This is a genomic window from Streptomyces flavotricini, from assembly GCF_020639365.1.
Classification (GTDB): Bacteria; Actinomycetota; Actinomycetes; order Streptomycetales; family Streptomycetaceae; genus Streptomyces; species Streptomyces flavotricini.
On sequence record NZ_JAINUL010000021.1, the window covers coordinates 1 to 1,392 of the forward strand.

General features: G+C 68.4%; 3 protein-coding genes. 2 read left to right on the top strand and 1 reads right to left on the bottom strand.

Going from position 1 to position 1,392, the window contains the following annotated elements:
• Together K7B10_RS40350 and K7B10_RS40355 are read left to right on the top strand one after the other, a co-directional pair.
• Positions 1-265: CBS domain-containing protein (locus K7B10_RS40350; protein ID WP_229346018.1), on the top strand; the 265-nt coding region annotated here is incomplete at its 5' end.
• A gap of 49 nt (positions 266-314) precedes the next feature.
• Complete coding sequence (locus tag K7B10_RS40355) at positions 315-629, top strand: SCO5918 family protein (RefSeq protein ID WP_229346021.1); 315 nt, start codon at positions 315-317, stop codon at positions 627-629.
• Between the two features lie 104 nt (positions 630-733).
• Here the strand turns inward: K7B10_RS40355 and K7B10_RS40360 are convergent, their stop codons facing one another.
• Positions 734-1,093 carry a hypothetical protein gene (locus K7B10_RS40360; RefSeq protein ID WP_229346022.1) on the bottom strand — a complete coding sequence of 120 codons (360 nt, stop codon included), beginning with the start codon at positions 1,091-1,093 and terminating at the stop codon, positions 734-736.
• Between the last annotated feature and the right edge of the window lie 299 nt (positions 1,094-1,392).

Consider the following 1,392-nt stretch of genomic DNA (forward strand, 5'->3'; position numbering starts at 1 on the left):
CCGCGCGGACCGTCTGCTCGTCTGCGACGAGGACGGCCTGTGCACCGGGCTGATCACCGGTGCCCAGCTCGCCGCCGTCCGCGACAGCGTGGCGTACACGGACCGGATCCGTCTGCGCGGTGTTCTCGGCGATCGCGGGCCGTTCACCTCGCCCGCGACGACGGTGGCCGAGGCCGACCACGCGATGCGGTACCGCAGGCTCACCGCCCTGCCCGTTGTGGACGAACAAGGCGGCGCCCTGGGCGTCCTTGCTCTCAGCTGCTGAACCACCGCACCGTGGTCGGCTGTTTCCCCTTTCACCCTGTGAGGCATCCATGCGCTGTGTCATCGCCCGTTTCCCGTTCGACCTGACCAAAAGCGGTGTTCTGGAATCGATGAAGGGCGTCAAGCCCGAGCAGGTCATTGGTGAGTCGGTGATCATCGGCCGCCGCACCTACCCCGTCAAGCAGGTCGGTCAGGTCGTCACCCGTCAGGACCGCCGCGACTTCAGTGCCGGCGAAGTCGTCCGTGCCATGACCCAGCTCGGCTTCACCTGCCGTGGCGGCCTTCCCCGGACCGCTGTGGCGACGCGCAGGCTCAGCCCTCTCCAGCGGGCCTCCGCGATGCTCGGCACCCCCGTGACCGCCTGACGGGTGGCCCGGCGATGCCGCCACCCGATGAGCGGAAAGGGCCCGACCGGCACACGCCGGTCGGGCCCTTTGCGCGTAACCAGAGCTTCTTGCGCAGGGCTGGTTCAGTGGTCGGAGTAGCTGAAGTCGCCCACGGTCCAGGCGCTGACATCCGCGATCGAGACGCGGTACATCCCACCCGTCTCCGGGATCCCCACCGTGCCCTGAAGAATGCGGGCCACATGGAAGTGCAGGTGAGTGGGTGGCCCGTCCCGGCGGGTCGTGGAGGTGAAGATCGCGGAGAACTCGCCCAGGCGGGCCGAGTCCGTCAGCACCTCCGACACCCGCTGCCTCCACACGGCTTCGGGTGCAAGGCGACCGGTGATGACAGCACCGGAAGTGACCACGGTCAGGGACATCTGATTGCTCTGCCCGGACTCCACCAGGGTGGCAACGTCAACGAGCAGCTCGTCAGGCTTCGACATGAGACCTGATTCTATTCACCGGCCTTTGCGCCCGCTCCAGCGGTCGCGCGACCAGGCGAGAAGGACACTCACCGTCTTTCCGCCGGAGGCCTGACGGGTGGCGGTAGTCGTTCGGGCGAGGTGGTTGGCCATGCGCCAGCCGACGGCCACCTCGATGCTCTCCGCGTGGGCCGTCAGTTGCAAGGTGCAGGTGCCTCCGCCCTGGTGCACGGCGTTCGTGACGAGCTCGGACCGACCAAGACCACGGTGTCGGCGGCCTCCGTGACCGCCGCCGGGCTGACGGAGACGGTCGAGGAAGG